Here is a 14,516-nt window from a genome sequence, read left to right on the forward strand (position 1 = left end):
TCTGAGATTTTTAGAACCGGTAAACCAGTGTCCGACCCGCAGGGTCAGACACTGTCTGTGCCGCGGCCGGCGGCTCCGGCAGACCTGGTGTCTGACCCTGCGGGTCAGACACCGCTTTACCGGTTTTATTACTTGACGATCTGGGCCAGCTCGCCGGCCTTGTAACGCTCAGCCATCTTCTCCAGCGAAATCGGCTTGATCAGCGACGCGCGGCCTTCGCAGCCGAACGACAGGAAGCGTGCCTTCACCACTTCTTCAGCAGCAGCACGGGCTGGCTTCAGGAAGTCGCGCGGGTCGAACTTCGATGGGTTCTCGAACATGTACTTGCGCACGGCAGCGGTCATGGCCAGGCGGATATCGGTGTCGATATTGATCTTGCGCACGCCGTGACGGATGCCTTCCTGGATTTCTTCCACTGGCACGCCGTAGGTTTCCTTCATGTCGCCGCCGAATTCGCGGATGATGGCCAGCAGTTCCTGCGGCACCGAGGACGAACCGTGCATCACCAGGTGGGTGTTAGGGATGCGGGCGTGGATTTCCTTGATGCGGTCGATCGCCAGGATGTCGCCGGTTGGCTTGCGGGTGAACTTGTAGGCGCCGTGCGAGGTGCCGATCGCGATTGCCAGCGCGTCGCACTGGGTCTTCTGCACGAAGTCGGCAGCTTGCGCCACGTCGGTCAGCAGCTGTTCGCGGGTCATGGTGCCTTCCGCGCCGTGGCCGTCTTCCTTGTCGCCCTTCATGGTTTCCAGGGAGCCCAGCACGCCCAGTTCCGCTTCCACGGTCACGCCGATGGAGTGGGAGAACTTCACCACTTCCTTCGACACTTCCACGTTGTATTCGTAGGAAGCCACGGACTTGCCGTCAGCCATCAGGGAACCATCCATCATCACGGACGAGAAACCGGATTTGATCGCAGCCATGCAGACTGCCGGCGACTGGCCGTGGTCCTGGTGCATGACGACAGGGATGTGCGGGTAAGCTTCGATTGCCGCGTCGATCAGGTGACGCAGGAAGGCTTCGCCAGCGTATTTACGGGCGCCAGCCGAAGCTTGCATGATCACCGGCGCGTTGACGGCGTCGGCGGCAGCCATGATGGCCTGCACTTGTTCCAGGTTGTTGACGTTGAAAGCCGGGATGCCGTAGCCGTTTTCAGCAGCGTGGTCCAGCAGTTGACGCATGGATACGAGGGACATGGTAATACTCCAATAACAATAAAGAAATCGTTAGCGTTCGTTATCGAGCCGATCAGCGGGCAGATTCGGCGCGGTGAGTAAACTCACCTACTTTCACGATACGCAGCGCGTTCGTGCCGCCCACCTTGCCCATCGGCGCACCCCAGGTAACCACAATCATATCGCCCTTCTGGGCAATACCCTGTTTTACCAGGAGGTCTTCCGCAGCGCGCAACACGACGTCGGTCGGCGCATCCTGCATCAGTTGGTGGGTGCAAACGTTACGGTACAAGGCCAGCTTGCGCTGGGTGGTGGTGCTCGGCGTGAGCGCAATAATCGGGGTGTCGATGTTGTGGCGGCTCATCCACAGCGCGGTGGAGCCGGATTCGGTCAGGGCCACAATCGCTTTCACGCGCAGGTGGTGCGCGGTGAACAGGGCGCCATAGGCGATCGACTGGTCGATGCGGGTGAAGCGCGCGTTCAGGAAGTCCGCATCGAGTTTGTTGTATTCGGATTGCTCGGCTTCGGTGCAGATGGCCGCCATCATTTCCACAGTTTCCACCGGGTATTTACCGGAGGCAGTCTCAGCCGAAGTCATCACGGCATCGGTACCGTCCAGCACGGCATTCGCCACGTCGGACACTTCGGCGCGGGTCGGCACCGCGTTGAAGATCATCGACTCCATCATCTGGGTCGCAGTGATGGCGATCTTGTTCGATTCGCGCGCCATGCGGATCATGCGCTTCTGCAGCGCAGGCACAGCCGCATTGCCTACCTCGACAGCCAGGTCGCCGCGGGCCACCATGATGCCGTCGGAGGCGTTCAGGATTTCCTGCAGCGCCGGGATAGCTTCAGCACGCTCGATCTTGGCGATCATCATCGGCTTGAAGCCGAACGGCTCGCCGGCGATATTGGCCAGCTGGCGCGCCATTTCCATATCGGTGGCGTTTTTCGGGAAGGAAATCGCCAGGTAATCGGCCTGGAACGACATCGCAGTCTTGATGTCTTCCATGTCCTTGGCGGTCAGGGCCGGCGCGGTCAGGCCGCCGCCCTGGCGGTTGATGCCCTTGTTGTTGGACAGCTCGCCGCCGATCTTCACGGTGGTGTAGATTTCGCTGCCGACAATCTTGTCCACGGTCAGCACGATCAGGCCATCGTTCAGCAGCAGCACGTCGGCAGGCTTCACGTCGGTTGGCAGGCTCTTGTAGTCCAGGCCCACGCGCTCCTGGTTGCCCAGTTCACCGTTCTCGCCCCACTTGGCATCGAGGATGAACTTGTCGCCCTTGGCCAGCTCGATCTTGTTGTTCTCAAACTTGCCGATACGGATCTTCGGCCCCTGCATGTCGGCCATGATCGCCACTTCCTTGCCGCATTCCGCAGCCGCCTGACGCACCAGGTTGGCGCGATCGATATGATCCTGCGCCTTGCCGTGGGAGAAATTCAGGCGGACCACGTCAACCCCTGCCTTGATCATCTGGATCAGGATGTTCAGGTCGGTCGAAGCTGGGCCGATAGTTGCGACGATCTTGGTACCACGTGCCATGAAGGTTTCCTTCGTGTGAGCTTGAAAAAGTTCAAAAGGCGCCTTGCGGGCGCCTTTTACCGTGTTACTGGGCGCGTTGCGCCAGGATTTCCACTGCCGGCAGGGTCTTCCCTTCCAGGAATTCCAGGAAGGCGCCGCCGCCGGTGGAGATATAGCCGATCTTGTCGGTGATCTGGTACTTGGCGATGGCCGCCAGGGTGTCGCCGCCGCCGGCGATCGAGAAGCCCCTGGAGTTGGCGATCGCCATGGCCAGGGTCTTGGTGCCTTCGCCGAACTGGTCGAACTCGAACACGCCGACCGGGCCGTTCCAGACGATGGTGCCGGCTTCGCCGATCTGGGCAGCCAGCTTGGCGGCGGTCTTGGGACCGATGTCCAGGATCATGTCGTCGTCGGCCACATCAGCCACGGCCTTCACGGTCGCCGCTGCGGTTGGCGAGAATTCCTTCGCGCACACCACGTCTTCAGGGATAGGCACCTGGGCGCCGCGAGCAGCCATGATGTCGATGATGGCCTTGGCTTCAGCAACCAGGTCGGCTTCCGCCAGCGACTTGCCGATCTTCAGGCCGGCAGCCAGCATGAAGGTGTTGGCGATGCCGCCGCCAACGATCAGGTTGTCCACTTTGTCGGCCAGCGATTTCAGGATCGACAGTTTGGTCGACACTTTGGAACCGGCCACGATGGCCAGCAGCGGACGGGCCGGCGCGCCCAAGGCCTTGCCCAGCGCATCCAGCTCGGCAGCCAGCAGCGGGCCGGCGCAAGCGATCGGCGCGAACTTGGCGATGCCGTGGGTGGTCGCCTCAGCGCGGTGCGCAGTACCGAAAGCATCGTTCACGTACACGTCGCACAGCTTGGCCATTTTCTGGGCCAGCTCATCGGAATTCTTCTTTTCGCCCTTGTTGACGCGGCAGTTTTCCAGCAGCACAACCTGGCCGGCAGCCACTTCCACGCCATCGACCCAGTCCTGCTTCAGCTCGACCGGCTGGCCCAGCAGTTCGGACATGCGCTTGGCGATTGGCGCCAGGCTGTCTTCCGGCTTGAATTCGCCTTCGGTTGGACGGCCCAGGTGGGAGGTAACCATGACCTTGGCGCCAGCGCCCAGGGCCGCCTTAATCGCCGGAATCGAAGCACGAATGCGTGTATCTTCGGTGATATTGCCCGCATCATCCTGCGGCACGTTCAGATCTGCACGGATAAAGACGCGCTTGCCCTGCAGCGCGTTCTGCGCTACGAGGTCTTCCAGGCGGTTGAATTTCAGCATGGTTACTCAGGGGTCACAGTTGGAAAGAGCGCTATTTTACCTTAAGCCGGGGCCCCTTAGCCGCTTGTTAAGCTCGGGCAAGGCCGATATTTAGTTGCCAACAAGAAAACAAAATTCGGGGTCAGGTCTGTCATTTGGACACCAAAGCCACACTTTTGATCTTCCTCAAGCCATCGGCGCGCAATCGTGCAGGTGTCAGGCCCAGGACCTGGCGAACGCTGCGGACCATATGGCTGGGGTGCGCGAAACCCGCTTCCAGTGCGATCTCGGTATTTGTCTTTTTGCCTTCCTGCAGGAGCTGGCGGGCGCGCTCGGCGCGGCGGACCAGGACGTAACGATGCACGGGCATGCCGGCTGCCTGGCGGAACAGTTCCTTGAAGTGAGAAACACTGAAGCCGGCCACGACAGCCAGCTCGGCCAGTCTCAGGTCGTGGTCAAGGTTGGCTTCGATATAGTCCTGGATGGCGCGCAACTGCCAGGCAGGCAAGGCTCGGGGCGGCGCTGCGGATGGGCGGCGGGAGGCCAGCGTCTGCAGCGCCAGCAGCCGTGCCGCCAGCGCACTGGCCAGGCTGTCAGCGAAGATACGGCCGCAGGGATGTCCCTTTTGCTCTTCCGTTTGCATCATCCAGCCAATGCGTTCGATTTGCGGGTCGCGGATGTGGATGGCTGGCGCCAGCCCGGCATTCAGGCGCATATGTTCCGCCGTGTCCTGCAGCAGGGATGGATTCAGGCGCAACAACAATGATGTGGCGGGTGCAGTCAGCGTCCAGCGTGTGCTGGAGCCGGCGGGCACCACGCAGAACTGGCCGTGCAGCCGAGTCCCCAGCCGCTCGTACCGGCCAGCGCGGTAGCTGACCGGCACCGGAGCGCCAAGGTGCAGGCACAACACATGACGGCCATCGACCGGCGAGTCGAAGCGGCCATGCGGAACTGGCGAAGTCAACACATCCAGTAGCGGTACCTCGTCCCGCACTGGGTAACACGAAGGCCTGGTCGTCATTGCTTCCTCTCACGCAGGAAATGGGAGAGTGCGCCATTTCCAGCGATGAAGCAATAAAAAATCAGCCGACTGTGCTCGCCAGCGGCTGTTTATGCGCGCAGCCTCCCAGGCTTGCCGATAGCATCGATTTCACCACTCAGCTACCGCATGGAGACCGCAAGTGAAACGCCGTGACTTTTTATCCCTGACCGCCACCGCCCTCGCCGCCAGCGCGGCGCCACAACTATCCATTGCCGCCGCCACCACCGAGGTCGCCAAATTCCGTGCTGCGCGCCGTTTCGCAAAACTGCCCTTCGGCCGTATCGCCTACGCGGAGCGCGGAACCGGCCCGGCAGCAGCGCTGTTCCTGCACGGCGCCCCGCTGAACAGCTTCCAGTGGCGTGGCGCACTGGAGCGCCTGTCGGCATACCGACGCTGCATAGCGCCCGACTTCATGGGCCTCGGGTATTCGGAGATCCCCTCTGGCCAGTCGCTGGCCGCATCCGCCCAGGCCGAGATGCTCGCGGCCCTGCTCGACCAGCTAGACACCCGCACCGTGGATATCGTCGCCAGCGACAGCGGCGGCGCCGTAGCGCAACTGTTCCTGCTGCGCTACCCGCAGCGCGTGCGCAGCCTGATGCTGACCAATTGCGACATCGAGCCGCATAGTCCGCCCGCCGAGATCGCGCCCGTGCTGGAAATGGCCCGCCAGGGCACGCTGGCCGACGAAACCGCCAAGTGGCTGACCGACCAGTCCATGGCCCGCGCCACGTTTGGCGCCGCCGTCTTCCACAACCCCGCGCAGCTGACGGATGAAATCATCGAGTACTATGCAGCGCCACTGGTGAGTTCACCACTGCGGCGCGCGCAATACCACGAGTTCCACAACGCCCTGTCGCCCAACCCGCTCGCCGGCATCGAGGCCCAACTGCGGCGCAGCACTGTGCCGGTGCGCATGGTGTGGGGCGCCAGCGATACCATTTTCACGATGGCCGATGCGCACTACCTCGACCAGCTCTTCCCGCATTCGCAAGGCATCCGCGCCATCCCGGAAGGAAAGCTGTTCTTCCAGGAAGAATTCCCTGACATCATTGCGGAAGAAGCACGCAAGCTGTGGAAGGCCTAGCAGCGAATTTCCAGGTTGTGCCCGTCTGGATCCTCGAAATAGCAAGCCAGCGCCAGCCCGCGTGCGCCGTATTGTGGCTGGGGCTGGCTGCAGTTGCGGTCCATATGATTGCCGCCGAATGGGATGCGGCGTTCACGCAATTGCGCCATCACTCGTTCGAAATGTTCGGGATCGACGCGGAAGGCCAGGTGCAGATGCATGGTGGGCGGCTCCGCCAGCAGATCCAGCGTGAAGCCCTCATTGACGCGCACCACTTCGAACGGCCCTACCCTGCCTTCGTGTTTGAGTCCAAGCACATCCGCATAAAAGCGGATTGACTGCATTGAATTGCTGACGCGCAAGATCATGTGGTCTATTTCTGCCATGTGCCCTCCCATAAAATGGACAGGTTATCTTTGAGATTGATCAATGGTGCGTAGCGGATGTCCAAATGACAGACCTGACCCCGAATTTAAGGCAACAGCAGGCGCAATGCGGTAAAGCACGCCATGCCAAACACAATGGTCTCCAGCATGTTGCGGCGAGCGAAGTAGTAGGCGATGGCGGCTGCACCGGCCAGCAGCTTGCAGTTATGGATGCTGAACTCGACCGTGCCCTGCGAGCCGAGCAGCAGGTCGGGGCCGATGATGGCGGCCAGCGCGCAGGACGGCGCATAGCGCAGCATCTCCTGCACGCGGGTGGGGATTGAGACGTGCTCGCCAATCACCCAGAACGAGGAACGGGTGATCGCGGTGGCGCAGGCAAGCGCGGCAATCGTCAGCCAGATTTCAATATCAGTCATCGGCGGCCTTTCGTCGTTCGATCATTCCTTCCACCACCATTGCAGTTACCATGCCGACCAGCACGGCTGCCAGCAAACCCAGCTTGTAGGGGAAGCCATGCGCCAGCACCGCGGTCACGCCAGCGGCCAGCGCGCCGCACAGTGCGGGCCGGGTCGCTACCATCGGCACGGTTATGCAGACAATCGCCAGCGTGCCAGCAAAGCCCAGCCCCCATTCGGCCGGCACGGCGCTGCCAAGGAAAATGCCGGCGATGGAGCCGGCCTGCCATGCGACAAAGTTTGGGTATAGCAGGCCGCGCAGGTATGACACTTTGCCCATTGCGGGCTTTTCAGTCGGATAGCGCTGCAGGAACATGGCGGTGGTCATGTCGCCGGCGCCGTAGCCAAGCAGGAAGCGGCGCCACAGCGGCAGCCTGGCGAAGTGCGGCGCGAGCAGGGCGGCGAAGATCACGAAGCGCAGGTTGACCACCAGCGCGGTCAGGAAGATCACCCAGATCGGTGCGGCGGCTGCAATCAGGGGCAGCGAGGCGAGTTGCGCGGAACCGGCAAACACCACCAGGGTCATGCCCAGCGCCTGCGCCACGGTCAGCCCGGACTTGACCATGGCCACGCCTACCACGAGGCCCCAGGCGGCGATGCCGAACAATGTCGGGGTCCCGTCTTTCAGCCCCGCGCGCCAGGAGGGCTCGTGGTGGGCCGCGACGTCGGGCAGGCTATCTGGAGAACTCATTGGCAAGCGCAGGGGAAAGCCGACATTCTACCGATGAATGCTTCTCGCTGCCGGGATGCATTAAAATCGTGGTTTTTGATCTCGCGGAGTGTTATAAAATGAGCAACGCCACCCAGCCAGTAGAACTCGATGGCAAAGACTTGCCGGCCTACTGCCCGAATCCAGCCATGCCGCTGTGGTCTTCACACCCGCGCGTGTTCCTGGACTTCAAACATGGCGAAGCAAAATGCCCGTACTGCGGCACCCAGTACAAGCTGAAACCAGGCGCCGACGCCGGCCACCATTAATCACCCTTCCCCGGAGCCCGGATGGCAGCGCGTAAACACCAGAATGGCAGTGCGGCAGAAGTCGAAGCGGCCTTTTACGATGCCTTGAACCGGGCCGACCTGGAAGCCTTGATGGCGCTGTGGGCGGACGATGAGGAAATCGTCTGCATCCATCCCGGCGGCCCGCGCCTGATCGGGCACCGCGCCATCCGCGATTCCTGGAGTGCACTGTTGGAACATGGCGGGTTGCAAATTCGCCCATCCCAGCTGCATGAGACACACAACCTGATGAGTTCGGTGCATACTGTGGTTGAGGGCGTCACAGCGGCAAGCGGCGAGCCGGCGCACCTGATTGCGACCAATGTGTACGTTAAGACACCGAAGGGTTGGCGCATTGTGTTGCATCATGTGTCTGTAGCGCCGGGACCTGTTCCCGTCGATCCGCGCGCTCAAATACTGCACTAAAAAAAGGGGGACCGGGCCCGCTGGGCCGGTCCCAGCCGCGCCATGAACTACATCGCCCCATTCTGGCTGCCGAGCGGCCACTTGCAGACCATTTATCCGGCTACCTGCATAGCCAAGCCCGACGTCCGTTTCCGCCGCGAACGGTGGCATACGCCGGATGCGGATTTCATCGATGTCGATTTCGTCGACGGCCAGCCGGGCAAGCCATTCGTGGTGCTGTTCCATGGGCTGGAAGGATCTTCCGACAGCCATTACTCGCGCGCCCTGATGGCGGAGATCACGCGCCGCGGCTGGTCGGGCGCCGTACCGCATTTTCGCGGGTGCTCCGGCGAGCCGAACCTGGCGCCGCGCTTCTACCATTCCGGCGATTCCGGCGAACTGGACTGGATCATTCGCCGCCTGCACCCGCACGCGAGCGGCAAATTCTACGCATGCGGCGTGTCGCTGGGCGGCAATGTGCTGCTGCGCTGGCTGGGCGAATCGCAGCACCAGGCCGAGTTTGTCGACGCGGCCTGCGCAGTGTCGGCGCCGCTCGACCTGGCGCAGGGCGGCAATGCCCTGTCGCGCGGCCTGAGCCGCCTGTACACGCGCATGTTCCTGCAAACGCTGAAACCGAAATGCGTGGCCAAGCTGCAGCAGTTCCCCGGCCTGTTCGACCTTGATGCACTGATGGCGGCGCAGGACTTGCACGCCTTCGACAACGTGGTCACGGCACCGCTGCATGGCTACCGCGATGCGGACGACTACTGGGACCGCGCCAGCGCCAAGCATGTGCTGACCGATATCACGGTGCCGACCCTGGTGCTGAATGCGAAGAATGATCCCTTCATGCCGGGCGAATACCTGCCGCGCAAGGCTTCGCACCAGGTGGTGCTGGATTATCCGGATGAAGGCGGCCATGTGGGCTTTGCCACCGGGCGCTTGCCGGGCAGCCTGGACTGGCTGCCGCTACGCATGCTGAAATTCCTGACCGCCATCGAGGCCACTGAAATGGCCGAGGCTTGAACCATGGATGAAATAGTCAAACAGGCGATGGCCAAGTGGCCCAATGTGCCGCACTGCTACGGCTGGCTGGCGCTCGATGCGCGCGGCAACTGGCGCATGCGCGACGAGCGCGCGCAGCATTTCAACGAGGCCGGCGACAAGCTGACCAACCCGGCACTGGTGGGCTTCATCACACGCAATTACCAGTGCGATGAACTGGGCCGCTGGTACTTCCAGAACGGGCCGCAGCGCGTGTACCTGAACCTGGAAGCCACGCCTTTCATCGCGCGCACCGATCCGCTCCACGGCTTCGCGCTGCATACCGGCGCGCCGCTGGGTGAAGTCGATGCGGCCTGGCTGACCGAAGCCGGCGAACTGCTGCTGCGCAGCGGCGATGTGCTGGCCCAGCTCGACGACCGCGATTTCGCGCAAGTGCTGCCGCAACTGGAGTTGAATGGCCGTCCAGTGGGTGACAACGCCCTGCTGGCCTGGCTGGATGCCGCAGCCAGCGATCCTGCCAGCCTGTCGCCACTCACCTTGCGCGTCGGCGGGCGCGCCGTGCCGCTGGCGGCCATCGCGCGCGACAGTGTGCCGGCCGCCTTCCACTTCCAGCGCCTGCCGCAAGCTTGACGATGCCAGGTACGAAACGTTTAAGGGCTTGCGCGACCGCAGTCACCCTGGCATTTTCAAGCGCCCAGGCTTTGGCCGAACCGGTCTCGAACTGGATCGGCGGGTCATATGTCAATGTGCGCGAGGCCGCCAACAGGAATGCGCCCGTACTCGACCATCTGGTGATCAACACGCCGGTGGCCTTGCTCGCGCAGCTGGACGAATTTTGCGAGATCTCCTGGGGCGCGCAGAAAAAGGGATACGTGGCCTGCAAGCTGCTGCGAGCGAAACCCACCTCGCTGGCGGAGGTCGTTGGCCAATCAGCTGCACGTACATTCTGGATCGAGCCTACCTTTGAGCACCTGGTTGGCGCGGCGGCGAATTTTGAGGCGGAAATGCTGCCTGAGAAGCAAAAGGCGCGGGAAGAGCAATTCCTCGCCAGCGGCAGTTGGGAAAATCCACCGGCGCTGTCGCGCTACGCGATACCGGAGCTGGAAGCGATGAAGTCCATGCTCGCACAGGGCGTCATCGCGCCACGCGGACTATGGAGGCCTGCGCCAGCCTGGGAGAATTATCCTGGCCTGGCTGGCCTGGATCCGCTGAACCAATGGCTTTACCGGCAGATCAAGCTGGTAGCGGTAAAGCCTTCCTACTTCAAGTCCCTGAACGATGCTGCCAGTCCAAAGGCGACGCCGGAAACGCTTAGCGCCCAGTTCTCCATTCGTTGGAAACTGAAGGTGGAGAGTGCGTCGGATTGGGTCGGCGACAGCAACAGCGGCCCAATGCGTAACGGCGTGTGGGATATCGGCAAGGTGACGCAGCGCCTGGAAAAGCCCGTGTACGCTTTGGTGATCAGCGACAAGGGCGACGCCGCCAGCCTGCCAAGCGACGCAGCATTCGAGGACATTGCGAACGGAGACCAGGCGGTTTGCGCAGGAACACACCACATTCTGCCGCTGGATTCCGGGCAGCTTCCCGTATTGCGCACATTGCTGCCGCTGGACATCAGGAAAGCCCGCATCACCGCCAAGGCGCAGCTGCTATCCCCGCCGAAAACCGGGGATGGGGAGCCAATTTACCGCCGGGCGACCGCTACCTACATCGACCTGGATCGCGACGGCGTCAATGACATCGCCGTCTGGGATGCAATCAATACGCAGTTTGGCGCAGGCGATGGCCCCGAGGGCAGCGAATACCACGCGAAATTCATCTTCATCAACGTGGGCGGCGCCTGGCACCTGCTGGAAATCGACCAGGACGACCCGCCGTGCGGGTGCTAAGCGCTCAGTCCTTGTCTTTCTTCTTATCGCCCAGCATTTCCTTGCGCTTGGCTTGCAGCTCGCGTTCGCGGGCGTCGATCACCGACTGGTCGTAGTAGGTCGCGTCGGGCGCCTTGCGGGCCAGCGCCAGCTGGTCCAGCGCCGCCAGCACGCCGCCCAGCAGCACGTACGATTCCGCCAGCGAGATATGCTGCAGGGCGATCTTGCCCTGCTTGGCATAGGCCTGCGCCATGTAGTCGTGCAGTTCCGGCTCGCGGCGATACATCTGCAGCTGGTCGCGCAGGAAGCGCGTGGCCTCGTCGTATTTGCCGCCCTTGATCAGGGCGTCGGCATACTGCCATACCAGGCCGCGCGACAGCGGGTAGCGGCCCTGCGCCTGCTTCGCCTCCTCGATGGCCGCTGCAATCACTTCCGGCTTGTTCTCCTGCGCCAGCTTGATCTCCAGCGACAAATAGGCCAGCGCCGAATCGGTGGTGCCGCGCGGGATCGGCGTGCTGAACGCGCCGGCAACCGGCGGCTTGTCGATGGTGGCGCGCGCCTTGTCGAGCCATTCCTGCGCGGCAGCGAATTCGGAGCGCTTGAGCGATACCATGGCCATGCCGTATTGGCCGGCGGCCACGTTCTGCCGGCCCGGCAGCTGGATCTGGTTCTTGAATACCGCTTCCGTGTCGGACAGGCCCTTGCTGCTTTCGTCCTGCAGCACCCGGGCACGGGCGCGGATCAGGTGGAAGTCCATGCCGTCCACGCGCTGGCTGAATTTCTGCTCGCGGATGCGGGCCTGGATATCGGCGATCCGTTCGGTGGTCAGCGGGTGGGTCAACAGCCAGGGCGGCATCAGGTCGCTATACATGCGCGTGCTGTTTTGCATGCGCTGGAAGAAGGACACCATGCCGCTGGCGTCATAACCTGCCGCATTCATGATCTGGAAGCCGACGCGGTCCGCCTCGCGCTCCGCATCTCGGCCGAAGTTCAGCTGGCGCTGGATCGCCAGGCCCTGCCCGCCCATGAAGACGCCGATTGCCGCATCGGAACTGGACTTGGCGGCCAGCGCAGCCAGCAGCATCGCCGCCAGGGGAATCAGGGCGTCGTTCTTCTGCGCCCCAAGCTGGCGCGCGATATGGCGCTGCGCCACGTGGCCGATTTCGTGCGACAGTACCGAGGCCAGCTCGGATTCGTTTTGCGCCGCCAGCAACAGCGCCGAGTGCACGCCGATATAACCGCCCGGCATGGCGAAGGCGTTCAGGTTTTTGTCGCGGATCGCGAAGAAATAGTACTCGAGGTTGGCGTCGCCGCGCGCTCCCGGGCGTGCATCCACCAGCCTGGTGCCGAAATTATTCAGGTACTCGATGATGGGCGGGTCATCCAGGTAGTCGCGCTCGAAGCGCAGGCTTTGCATGATCTCCTCGCCCAGGCGCTTCTCCATCACCGGCGACATGTCCTCGCGCGACGCATCGCCCAGCGTGGGCAATTCCGCCTGCTGCGCCTGCCCCGCCGGAGCGGCGATCAGCAGGCCGGAAACCAGTGCCGCCAGCAAGGGACGGCGAAAATGTAGTGCATTCACAGTGCTATCATACCCGTTCAACAAGAGAGCTACGCGATGACCGAACACCTTACTCATTTTGACGCTGCCGGCCGGGCCCATATGGTCGATGTCGGCGCCAAGGCCGAAACCCACCGCATTGCCGTCGCCACCGGCAGTATCCGCATGAAGCCGGAAACGCTGGCGCTCATTCTATCGGGAACCGCCAAGAAAGGGGACGTACTCGGTATTGCCCGCATTGCCGCTATCATGGCGTCCAAGCGCACGGCCGACCTGGTCCCCCTGTGCCATCCCCTGGCCCTGACCCGCGTTGCAGTGGACTTTACCACTGATGAACCCAGCAACACCGTCCATTGCCGCGCCCAGGTCGAAACCTACGGCAAGACCGGGGTGGAAATGGAAGCGCTGACTGCGGTGCAGGTCGGCCTGCTCACCGTCTACGACATGTGCAAGGCCGTCGACCGCGGCATGGTGATGACCGATATCCGCGTCACCGAGAAAGCGGGCGGCAAGTCCGGCGACTGGAAAGCCTGATGCTGCGCCGCGCGGCCGTCGCATCATTTCTTGCCCTGCTCGCAGCATGCGAAAGCAATGAAGCCGGGCATGGCAGCCGCGCTGCGATGGCCGAGGTGGCGAACGCTGAGTGGCACCGCAAGGACCTCAACGCCCACCTGTCACGCTGGCTGGCAGTGGCGCCCACGCCTTCCGGCCTGCTGCAAGGGCAGTTCGATCGCAACTGGCAGCCGCCGAGCAAGATCAGCGGCGACCTGACCCTGCACAGCCGGCTGGTGTACACCATGCTGGTCGGCTATGAATCTACCGGCGATGCGCGCTACCTGGAAGTGGCGCGGCGCGGCACCGACTTCCTGCTGTCGTCTTTCCACGACCCGCTGCACGGAGGCTTTTTCCAGGTGCTCGATGCCGGGGGCAAGCCGGCCAGCATGAGCAAGAACACCTACGGCCACGCGTTTGCCCTGCTGGCGCTGGCACACGCTGCGAGGGTGACGGGCGAGCCGAAATACAAGGCGGCGGCGCTGGCCGCGTGGCAGGACATCCGCCGCAACTTGCGTGAACCAGGCGGTGGCTTGCGCGGTTCCGCGCCGCGCGATTTTGCGCCGAAGCAGGAAGGCAGGCACTCGCAGAATCCCCTGATGCATATGTTCGAAGCCCTGCTGGCCCTGATCGATGCGACCGGCGACCAGCAGGTGGTGGCCGATGCGCGCGAGCTGGGCGACTTCGTGCTGAACCAGCTCATGGTTGGCTTGCCCGACGGCGGCGCCTATATCCCCGAGTGGTATGACGAACAGTGGAAACCGCTCACCGACGGCGACGGCTTTACCGACCTTGGCCACCAGTTCGAATGGAGCCACCTGCTGCGCAGCGCCGAGGCGCGCGGCCTGCCGCCTATCTATTCGGGCGTGGCAGACCGCCTGCTGAAGTTCGCCGTGGCGAAAGGCTATGACGAACAGGATGGCGGCGTCTTCAACCGCATGTCGCCCAGCGGGCAGGTGGACCGCAGCAAGTACTGGTGGCAGCAGGCGGAAGGCATGAAGGCTTTCCTGGCCGTGGCGCAGCGGCCGGACATGGCGCGGCGCTACCATGAAACGCTGGAACTGGTGGACAAGGAAATCCTCGACCGCGAAAACGGCGGCTGGCGCTTCGGCGCGAAGGAGACTTGCAGCGGCGGTTGCAACAAGATGCAGCCCGACCCGTATCACCTGGTCGGCCTGGACTGGACTGTCCTATCGACAAAGCAATAGTTGATGCGCGGCCCTATTGTACA

The 14,516-nt window shown here is 62.8% G+C and carries 16 protein-coding genes; 8 read left to right on the forward strand and 8 right to left on the reverse strand.

The genetic code is table 11. The features are described 5' to 3' along the window. Nucleotides 1–128: 128 nt before the first annotated feature. The 4 genes from fba to ACN9MU_RS29275 form a co-directional block, all read right to left on the reverse strand. Nucleotides 129–1,193, reverse strand: a complete 1,065-nt coding sequence (fba, locus tag ACN9MU_RS29260) for a class II fructose-bisphosphate aldolase (RefSeq protein WP_426343836.1) — start codon at nucleotides 1,191–1,193, stop codon at nucleotides 129–131. 52 nt (nucleotides 1,194–1,245) lie between these two features. Then, a complete protein-coding gene (pyk, locus tag ACN9MU_RS29265) occupies nucleotides 1,246–2,715 on the reverse strand; it encodes a pyruvate kinase (RefSeq protein ID WP_426165360.1) in 1,470 nt (489 codons plus the stop codon). A 64-nt stretch (nucleotides 2,716–2,779) separates the two neighbouring features. Further along, nucleotides 2,780–3,973 carry a phosphoglycerate kinase gene (locus ACN9MU_RS29270; protein WP_426343837.1) on the reverse strand — a complete coding sequence of 398 codons (1,194 nt, stop codon included), beginning with the start codon at nucleotides 3,971–3,973 and terminating at the stop codon, nucleotides 2,780–2,782. Between the two features lie 130 nt (nucleotides 3,974–4,103). Then, complete coding sequence (locus ACN9MU_RS29275) at nucleotides 4,104–4,916, reverse strand: helix-turn-helix domain-containing protein (RefSeq protein ID WP_426343838.1); 813 nt, start codon at nucleotides 4,914–4,916, stop codon at nucleotides 4,104–4,106. A gap of 217 nt (nucleotides 4,917–5,133) precedes the next feature. On the opposite strand from ACN9MU_RS29275, the gene ACN9MU_RS29280 reads away from it, so the two are divergent. Then, nucleotides 5,134–6,078, forward strand: a complete 945-nt coding sequence (locus tag ACN9MU_RS29280; protein ID WP_426343839.1) for an alpha/beta fold hydrolase — start codon at nucleotides 5,134–5,136, stop codon at nucleotides 6,076–6,078. On the opposite strand, the gene ACN9MU_RS29285 is transcribed toward ACN9MU_RS29280, so the two are convergent. From ACN9MU_RS29285 to ACN9MU_RS29295, 3 genes are all read right to left on the reverse strand, one after another. Next, nucleotides 6,075–6,425, reverse strand: a complete 351-nt coding sequence (locus tag ACN9MU_RS29285; protein ID WP_426343840.1) for a VOC family protein — start codon at nucleotides 6,423–6,425, stop codon at nucleotides 6,075–6,077. The genes ACN9MU_RS29280 and ACN9MU_RS29285 overlap by 4 nt on opposite strands. Before the next feature lie 104 nt (nucleotides 6,426–6,529). Next, entirely contained in the window at nucleotides 6,530–6,859 is a 330-nt protein-coding gene (locus ACN9MU_RS29290) for an AzlD domain-containing protein (RefSeq protein ID WP_426343841.1), read from the reverse strand. Further along, nucleotides 6,852–7,589, reverse strand: a complete 738-nt coding sequence (locus ACN9MU_RS29295; RefSeq protein WP_426165373.1) for an AzlC family ABC transporter permease — start codon at nucleotides 7,587–7,589, stop codon at nucleotides 6,852–6,854. The genes ACN9MU_RS29290 and ACN9MU_RS29295 overlap by 8 nt, the downstream gene beginning before the upstream one ends. 98 nt (nucleotides 7,590–7,687) lie before the next feature. On the opposite strand from ACN9MU_RS29295, the gene ACN9MU_RS29300 reads away from it, so the two are divergent. The 5 genes from ACN9MU_RS29300 to ACN9MU_RS29320 are packed head-to-tail and all read left to right on the forward strand — an operon-like array spanning nucleotide 7,688 to nucleotide 11,193. After that, complete coding sequence (locus tag ACN9MU_RS29300; RefSeq protein WP_057263119.1) at nucleotides 7,688–7,876, forward strand: zinc-finger domain-containing protein; 189 nt, start codon at nucleotides 7,688–7,690, stop codon at nucleotides 7,874–7,876. 21 nt (nucleotides 7,877–7,897) lie between these two features. Next, on the forward strand, nucleotides 7,898–8,320 hold the full coding sequence (locus ACN9MU_RS29305) for a YybH family protein (protein WP_426165375.1): 423 nt from the start codon (nucleotides 7,898–7,900) through the stop codon (nucleotides 8,318–8,320). Between the two features lie 42 nt (nucleotides 8,321–8,362). Then, nucleotides 8,363–9,325: a YheT family hydrolase gene (locus tag ACN9MU_RS29310; protein ID WP_426319422.1), complete on the forward strand. Its 963-nt coding sequence runs from the start codon at nucleotides 8,363–8,365 to the stop codon at nucleotides 9,323–9,325. 3 nt (nucleotides 9,326–9,328) lie between these two features. Beyond that, entirely contained in the window at nucleotides 9,329–9,934 is a 606-nt protein-coding gene (locus ACN9MU_RS29315) for a DUF2946 family protein (RefSeq protein WP_426343842.1), read from the forward strand. Between the two features lie 2 nt (nucleotides 9,935–9,936). Continuing rightward, entirely contained in the window at nucleotides 9,937–11,193 is a 1,257-nt protein-coding gene (locus ACN9MU_RS29320; RefSeq protein WP_426343843.1) for a hypothetical protein, read from the forward strand. 4 nt (nucleotides 11,194–11,197) lie between these two features. Here ACN9MU_RS29320 and ACN9MU_RS29325 read toward each other — a convergent pair whose 3' ends face one another. Next, nucleotides 11,198–12,811 carry a M48 family metalloprotease gene (locus ACN9MU_RS29325; protein ID WP_426319425.1) on the reverse strand — a complete coding sequence of 538 codons (1,614 nt, stop codon included), beginning with the start codon at nucleotides 12,809–12,811 and terminating at the stop codon, nucleotides 11,198–11,200. On the opposite strand from ACN9MU_RS29325, the gene moaC reads away from it, so the two are divergent. Next, entirely contained in the window at nucleotides 12,791–13,267 is a 477-nt protein-coding gene (gene moaC, locus ACN9MU_RS29330) for a cyclic pyranopterin monophosphate synthase MoaC (protein ID WP_426165385.1), read from the forward strand. The genes ACN9MU_RS29325 and moaC overlap by 21 nt on opposite strands. Next, complete coding sequence (locus ACN9MU_RS29335) at nucleotides 13,267–14,493, forward strand: AGE family epimerase/isomerase (protein WP_426319426.1); 1,227 nt, start codon at nucleotides 13,267–13,269, stop codon at nucleotides 14,491–14,493. Before moaC ends, ACN9MU_RS29335 begins: the two co-directional genes overlap by 1 nt. Nucleotides 14,494–14,516 lie beyond the last annotated feature (23 nt).

This window comes from Pseudoduganella sp. R-32 (assembly GCF_049913245.1).
In the GTDB taxonomy this organism is placed as follows: Bacteria; Pseudomonadota; Gammaproteobacteria; order Burkholderiales; family Burkholderiaceae_D; genus Rugamonas.

Excerpts from the sequence above, each read along its gene's own strand:
- fba (WP_426343836.1), bottom strand. The coding sequence starts at position 1,193 with ATGTCCCTCGTATCCATGCGTCAACTGCTGGACCACGCTGCTGAAAAC.
- pyk (WP_426165360.1), bottom strand. The coding sequence starts at position 2,715 with ATGGCACGTGGTACCAAGATCGTCGCAACTATCGGCCCAGCTTCGACC.
- ACN9MU_RS29270 (WP_426343837.1), bottom strand. The coding sequence starts at position 3,973 with ATGCTGAAATTCAACCGCCTGGAAGACCTCGTAGCGCAGAACGCGCTG.
- ACN9MU_RS29285 (WP_426343840.1), bottom strand. The coding sequence starts at position 6,425 with ATGATCTTGCGCGTCAGCAATTCAATGCAGTCAATCCGCTTTTATGCG.
- ACN9MU_RS29290 (WP_426343841.1), bottom strand. The coding sequence starts at position 6,859 with ATGACTGATATTGAAATCTGGCTGACGATTGCCGCGCTTGCCTGCGCC.
- ACN9MU_RS29295 (WP_426165373.1), bottom strand. The coding sequence starts at position 7,589 with ATGAGTTCTCCAGATAGCCTGCCCGACGTCGCGGCCCACCACGAGCCC.
- ACN9MU_RS29300 (WP_057263119.1), top strand. The coding sequence starts at position 7,688 with ATGAGCAACGCCACCCAGCCAGTAGAACTCGATGGCAAAGACTTGCCG.
- ACN9MU_RS29305 (WP_426165375.1), top strand. The coding sequence starts at position 7,898 with ATGGCAGCGCGTAAACACCAGAATGGCAGTGCGGCAGAAGTCGAAGCG.
- ACN9MU_RS29310 (WP_426319422.1), top strand. The coding sequence starts at position 8,363 with ATGAACTACATCGCCCCATTCTGGCTGCCGAGCGGCCACTTGCAGACC.
- ACN9MU_RS29315 (WP_426343842.1), top strand. The coding sequence starts at position 9,329 with ATGGATGAAATAGTCAAACAGGCGATGGCCAAGTGGCCCAATGTGCCG.
- ACN9MU_RS29320 (WP_426343843.1), top strand. The coding sequence starts at position 9,937 with ATGCCAGGTACGAAACGTTTAAGGGCTTGCGCGACCGCAGTCACCCTG.
- moaC (WP_426165385.1), top strand. The coding sequence starts at position 12,791 with ATGACCGAACACCTTACTCATTTTGACGCTGCCGGCCGGGCCCATATG.
- ACN9MU_RS29325 (WP_426319425.1), bottom strand. The coding sequence starts at position 12,811 with ATGAGTAAGGTGTTCGGTCATCGCGTAGCTCTCTTGTTGAACGGGTAT.
- ACN9MU_RS29335 (WP_426319426.1), top strand. The coding sequence starts at position 13,267 with ATGCTGCGCCGCGCGGCCGTCGCATCATTTCTTGCCCTGCTCGCAGCA.